This window comes from Muricoccus nepalensis (genome assembly GCF_006438825.1).
GTDB lineage: Bacteria > Pseudomonadota > Alphaproteobacteria > Acetobacterales > Acetobacteraceae > Roseomonas > Roseomonas nepalensis.
The window spans coordinates 1-5,396 of record NZ_RCZP01000090.1 but is presented as its reverse complement, the minus strand read 5'-3'; the positions used below and the strand labels follow the sequence as shown (position 1 = coordinate 5,396).

At 77.9% G+C, this 5,396-nt stretch carries 5 protein-coding genes and 1 pseudogene; all 6 read right to left on the bottom strand.

Annotated features, from left to right (window positions below; all coding sequences use genetic code 11):
• Positions 1 to 741, bottom strand: a pseudogene (locus tag EAH89_RS30220) (hypothetical protein); the annotation flags it as partial.
• Entirely contained in the window at positions 738 to 2,273 is a 1,536-nt protein-coding gene (gpmI, locus tag EAH89_RS30215; protein ID WP_140887794.1) for a 2,3-bisphosphoglycerate-independent phosphoglycerate mutase, read from the bottom strand. The gene gpmI and the pseudogene EAH89_RS30220, both read right to left, overlap by 4 nt.
• 111 nt (positions 2,274 to 2,384) lie before the next feature.
• Complete coding sequence (locus EAH89_RS30210) at positions 2,385 to 3,161, bottom strand: class I SAM-dependent methyltransferase (RefSeq protein ID WP_140887791.1); 777 nt, start codon at positions 3,159 to 3,161, stop codon at positions 2,385 to 2,387.
• 67 nt (positions 3,162 to 3,228) lie between these two features.
• Complete coding sequence (locus tag EAH89_RS30205; protein ID WP_140887789.1) at positions 3,229 to 3,921, bottom strand: NnrU family protein; 693 nt, start codon at positions 3,919 to 3,921, stop codon at positions 3,229 to 3,231.
• 31 nt (positions 3,922 to 3,952) lie between these two features.
• Positions 3,953 to 4,420 carry a 23S rRNA (pseudouridine(1915)-N(3))-methyltransferase RlmH gene (locus tag EAH89_RS30200; protein ID WP_241667275.1) on the bottom strand — a complete coding sequence of 156 codons (468 nt, stop codon included), beginning with the start codon at positions 4,418 to 4,420 and terminating at the stop codon, positions 3,953 to 3,955.
• A gap of 6 nt (positions 4,421 to 4,426) precedes the next feature.
• The coding region (rsfS, locus tag EAH89_RS32950) for a ribosome silencing factor (RefSeq protein ID WP_241667274.1) at positions 4,427 to 5,396 on the bottom strand (970 nt) is incomplete at its 5' end.

Below are 5,396 nucleotides of genomic sequence, written 5' to 3'. Positions count from 1 at the left end.
GGCCGCGGCGGCGGCGCGGCGGGTGGCGGCGGCCTCGGCGTCGCGGCTCTCCTCGCGGCGGCCGCGCGCCTCGGCCAGGGCGGCCTCCACCCCCTCCGCGGCCTCGCGGGCGAGGACCCGGGCGGCGACCAGGCGCGCCCGCTGCTCCTCCAGCGCGGCGGCGGCGCGGGCGGCAGCGTCCCGCGCGCCCCGGTAGCCGGCGGCCTCGAGCGAGAGGCGGCGCGCCACGCCACGCAGCACCAGCGCCCCGCGCAGGGCCTCCTCGGGGGGCGCGGGCACGACGAGCAGGGTCTCGGCCGGCCAGAGGTTCAGGCGGCGCATGGCGGGCACCAGGGGCGCGAGCTCCTCGGCGCGGCGGGTGAGGTCGGCCTCCGCGGCTTCGCGGGCGGCCTCGGCCTCGGCGAGGCGGGCCTCGGCCACGCCGAGGGCGGCCTCCGTCGCCACCGCGCGCCGCCCGGCCTCGGCGCGGCGCTCGGCCAGGGCCCGCTCGGCGGCCTCGGCAGCGCGGGTGGCGCGGGCGATGCCGGCCGCGTCCTCCCGCGCGCCGCGGGCCGCGCGCTCGGCCTCGTCGAGGGAGCCGCGGTCGACCGCCGCCGGCCGGGGGGCGGGCTGCGCGAGCAGCGGGGCGCCCAAGGCCAGCGTGACGGCCGCGAGGGCGACCGGGGCGAGGGCGAGCAGGGCCGGCGCGGGCCGGGGCGCGCGCGGGATCGCCGGCGCGGCGCGGGCCCCGCGCGGCGTCACCCCTCCGGGGCCTCCATCAGGTTGCGGCCGGTCATCGGCGCGGGCTGGGGCAGGCCGAGCAGCGCCAGGATGGTCGGCGCGAGGTCCGCGAGCCGCCCGTCGTGCAGGCGGGTGACCCCGGGCGGGCCGTTGAAGAGCATCACGGGTACGGGGTTGAGGGTATGGGCCGTGTGCGGGCCGCCCGTCACGGGGTCGCGCATCAGCTCGGCGTTGCCGTGGTCGGCCGTGACCAGCAGCGCGCCGCCCATGTCGTGGATGGCGCGGGCAATCCGCCCCAGCCCCTCGTCCGCCGCCTCGCAGGCGCGGATGGCGGCCTCGAGCACGCCGGTGTGGCCGACCATGTCCGCGTTGGCGAAGTTGACGATGATCATGTCGTAGATGCCTGAGCGGATGGCGGCCTCGGCCTTCTCCGCCAGCTCAGGCTCGGACATCTCGGGCTGCAGGTCGTAGGTCGCGACCTTCGGCGAGGGGATCATCAGCCGCTCCTCGCCGGGAGAGGGGTGCTCCTCGCCGCCGTTGAGGAAGTAGGTGACGTGGGGGTACTTCTCGGTCTCGGCCATGCGGAGCTGCATCATGCCGGCGGCCGAGACCGTGGGGCCGAGCAGCCCCTCCATCGATTGCGGCGGGAAGACCGTCTCCAGCAGCGGGTTCAGCGCCTCGGAGTACTCCGTCAGCCCGACGGCGCCGATCAGGGCGGGGTCGTGCGGGCGGGGGAAGCCGGTGAAGTCGGGGTCGACCAGGGCCGCCATGATCTCGCGCACGCGGTCGGCGCGGAAGTTGAAGCAGAGCACGGCGTCCCCGTCGCGCATGCCGTCGTAGCCGGCCATGACCGTCGGCGAGATGAACTCGTCGGTCTGGCCCGCGGCGTGCGCGGCCTGCACCGCCTCGGTGGCGCTGGCCGCCTCCTCGCCCTCGGCCATGACCATCGCGCGCCAGGCCTGGGAGACGCGCTCCCAGCGGTTGTCGCGGTCCATGGCGTAGTAGCGGCCCGTGACGGTCGCGATGACCGCGCCCTCGGGGAGGGCGGCCTCGAAGGCGGGCAGGGTCTCGGCGGCGGCCTCGGGCGGGGTGTCGCGGCCGTCGGTCCAGGCGTGGACGGCGACGGGGATGCCCTTGGCCGCGAAGATCCCGGCCAGCGCGACCGCGTGGTCCTGGTGCGCGTGGACGCCGCCGGGCGAGGTCAGGCCGCAGAGGTGCAGCACGCCGCCGCTCGCGTGGAGCTGCTCGCCGAGCCAGACGATGGCGGGCATGCCGGCCAGCGTCCCGTCCTCGATGGCGGCGCCGATGCGGGGCAGGTCCTGCATGACGATCCGGCCGGCGCCGATGTTCAGGTGGCCGACCTCGGAATTGCCCATCTGCCCCGCGGGCAGGCCGACATCGGGCCCACAGGTCCGCAGGAAGGCGCGCGGGCAGGAGGACCACAGGGCGTCGAAGGTGGGCGTGTTCGCCTGGGCGACGGCGTTGTCCGCCGTCTCCTCCCGCCATCCCCAGCCGTCGAGGATGACGAGCATGACGGGCTTGGGACGTGGCATCAGGACCTCATGCGCGCTCATTCGGCGCGGCTTAACGCGCCGGGCGCCGCGGGTCCACGGGGCGGGCGCGCTTCGCCCCGATGTTCCTGCGGAGGGCTGCGCGCGGCCGGCTCAGGCGCGGGCCGTGTAGGCCCGGAAGACCTCCAGCTCCGTCGTGCAGGCGGCCTCCGCGAAGCCCGCGCCGCGCATCGCGCCGAGGATGGTCTCGGCCGGCACGCAGGCCTCGATCGTCTCCCAGTAATAGGCCATCAGCTCGCCCGAGCGGTGGCGCGGCGCGGCGAGCCAGCAGAGGGCCGGGATGGCGGCGCCCATGTAGAAGCGGGCGATGGCGCGGGCGAGGCGGCTCTCGGGGCGGCCGATCTCGAGGATCAGCGCCGTGCCGCCCGGCCGCAGCACGCGGCGGTACTCGGCGAAGGCGGCGCCGAGGTCGGCGACGTGGCGCAGCGCGTAGCCCATGGATAGGAAGTCAACGCTCGCGTCCGGCAGCGGGATTCGCTCCGCCCGGCCCTGGAGGAGGGTGACGCCCGGCAGCGCCCGCCGCGCCTCGGCCAGCATCCCCTCGCTCGGGTCGAGGCCGGTGACGAGGGCGGGGTCGCCCGTGATGGCCACCGCCTGGCGGGCGACGAGGCCGGTGCCGGTGGCCACGTCCAGCACGCGCATCCCGGGCCGGAGCCCCGCCTCGCGCAGCGCGCGGCGCCGGTAGCCCGGGCCGGTGCCGAGGGAGAAGACGCGGTCGATCCGGTCGTAGTGCGGCGCGGTCTGGTCGAAGAGGTTGCGGACGAAGCCCTCCCGCTCCTCCGGCCGCGCGTAGCGGTGGGCGAGCACGGGGTGCGGGGCGGCGCCCGAGGCGGGCGCCTCGCCCGGGGGCTGCGTTATCCTCTCGCTCATGCCGGGCGCCTCCTGCTCGTCGTGGGGGCAGGGATCGCAGGCCGCCCGGCCCGGCGCAAGGCCGCCCTCACCGCGGCGGCAGGGGCGAGACCCCGAAAATGGAGGGGTGGAAGTGCAGCATCGCCGCCCAGGCGACGAGCCCGACAACGACGGGCAGCGCGATCTCCCGCCAGGCGACCCGGTTCCGCCCGGCCGCGACGGCGCCGAAGGGCAGGACCGAGGTGCGGGCGGCGAAGCCCCGCCAGGCCGCGGGGTCCCGCGCCGCCACCTTGGCGTCCAGCGAGGGGATGCCGAGCGCCGCGGTGAGGAAGAAGGCGCCGAAGAAGACGGCCGAGGCGCTGTCCCCGTTCCCGATGACGTGCACCGCGCCCCAGAGGGCGAAGGCGAGGAGCATCGGGTGGCGGGTGATCCGCAGCATCCCCCGCGGCTCCGCGGACAGGGCGCCCTCCTGGCCGACCGAGGTGGCGTTCCGCGTCATCACGCTGCCCGCGAAGAGGATGAAGGCGGCGAGCATCGCGGCGACGAGCACCCAGCCGATCGCGGGCGGCACGGCCCAGAGCGGCGCGGTCTCCGCGTTGCGCCAGGCGAGGACGAGCAGGGTGATGGAGACGGCGGAGGCGAGGGAGAAGGCGCCGCGGAAGGCGCCGTCCCCCATCCGCGCCACCAGCGCCCCGCGAGCGCGCGTGCCGGCGACGCCGACATGGAGGCCGACCCAGAGGAGCGCGGCGAGGAGGAGGGCGATCATTTCGAGAGGCTGCACCGCCGCCCCGGTCCGCGGCAATGGGCGCGGCTCAGCCGGGGCGCCAGCCGCGGTGATAGGGGTGGTTCGTCCGGATGCACTGGGCCCGGAACAGCGCCTCGGCGAGCAGCCCGCGGACGAGCATGTGCGGCCAGGTGAGGCGCCCTAGGGAGAGGCGGTGATCGGCGCGGGCCAGCACCGCCTCGTCCAGCCCCTCCGCGCCGCCGACGACGAAGGCCAGCGGCCGCGCGGCCTCGGCCCAGCGGGCGGTCAGCGCCGCCAGCCGCTCGCTGTCCGGCATCTCGCCGCCGAGGTCGAGGGCGATGGCGAGCGCGCCCTCGGGGAGGGCGGCGAAGAGGGCCGCCCCCTCCCGCCGGCGCATCTCGGCGGGGCTGCCGCGCGCCTCGGCCAGTTCCCGCAGGACCAGGGGTGGGCGGAGCCGGGCGTTGTGCTGCTCGAAGAGCGCCGCCTCCGGCCCGCCCCGGGCACGGCCCACGGCGAGCAGGAGGGGCGGCGCCACCGGGGGTCAGTCCCCCTCCTCGTCGGTGGAGTGGCCGAGGGTGGTGCCGGCAGGGCCGTCCAGGACCTCGTCGATCGGCAGGACCTCGCCGTCCTCCTCGTCCTCATCGCCGTCGTCGCCCTCCTCGGACGGCTCGGGCATCGAGTTCTCCGCGCTCTCGGCCGCGGGGCTGTCGGGGCCCCACATGCGCTCGATCGCGTAGTTCGCCCGCGCCTCCGGCTTGAAGAGGTGGATCACGAGGTCGCCGGCGTCGAGCAGCACCCAGTCGGGCGAGGCCTCGGTGCGGAGGCGGCGGATGCCGAGGTCGGCGAGCGCGTCCTCCACATGGCCGGCCATGGCCTCGATCTGCCGCTCCACGAGGCCGGTCGCGACGACCATGCGGTCCGCGAAGGAGGAGCGGGTGGCGACGTCGAGCACCACCACGTCCTCGGCGCCGTCCGACTCGAGGCTCGTCACGACGGCGCGCACCAGCTCCTCGATCCGGTCCGGGCTCGGCGGCGTGCGCGGGGCGGCGCGGCCGCGCTTCTTCGGCCCGGCGGCGACCTCGCGCTTGCGCGGCGCGGGGGCGGACTCGGCCTCGAGCTCCGCGATGCGCTCGGCGTTCGGGTCGGGCGCCGGGGCGCGGCGGCGCGCGCGCGGGGTGTCGCCGGCGGCGGCGCGGCCGCGGGCGGGGGCGGCGCGCGGCGCCTTCGGGGCCGCGCTGCGGGCCGCGGGCTTGGCGGCGGCGCGCGGCGCGGGGGCGGCCGGCTTGGCGGCGCGCGCCGGCCGCTCGGCCGGGGCCGCGGCGCGGGCGCTGCGCGGCGCGGGGGCCGCGGGCTTGGCGCGTGCCGGGGCAGCCTTGGCGCGCGCGGCCGGGGCCGTGCTGCGGGCGGGCGCCTTGCGCTCGGCGGGGGCGGCCTTCGCGCGGGGCGCCGCGGCCTTGGCCGTGCGGGGGGCGGCGGCCTTGGTGGCGCGCGCGGGGGCGCTGCGCGCCGCG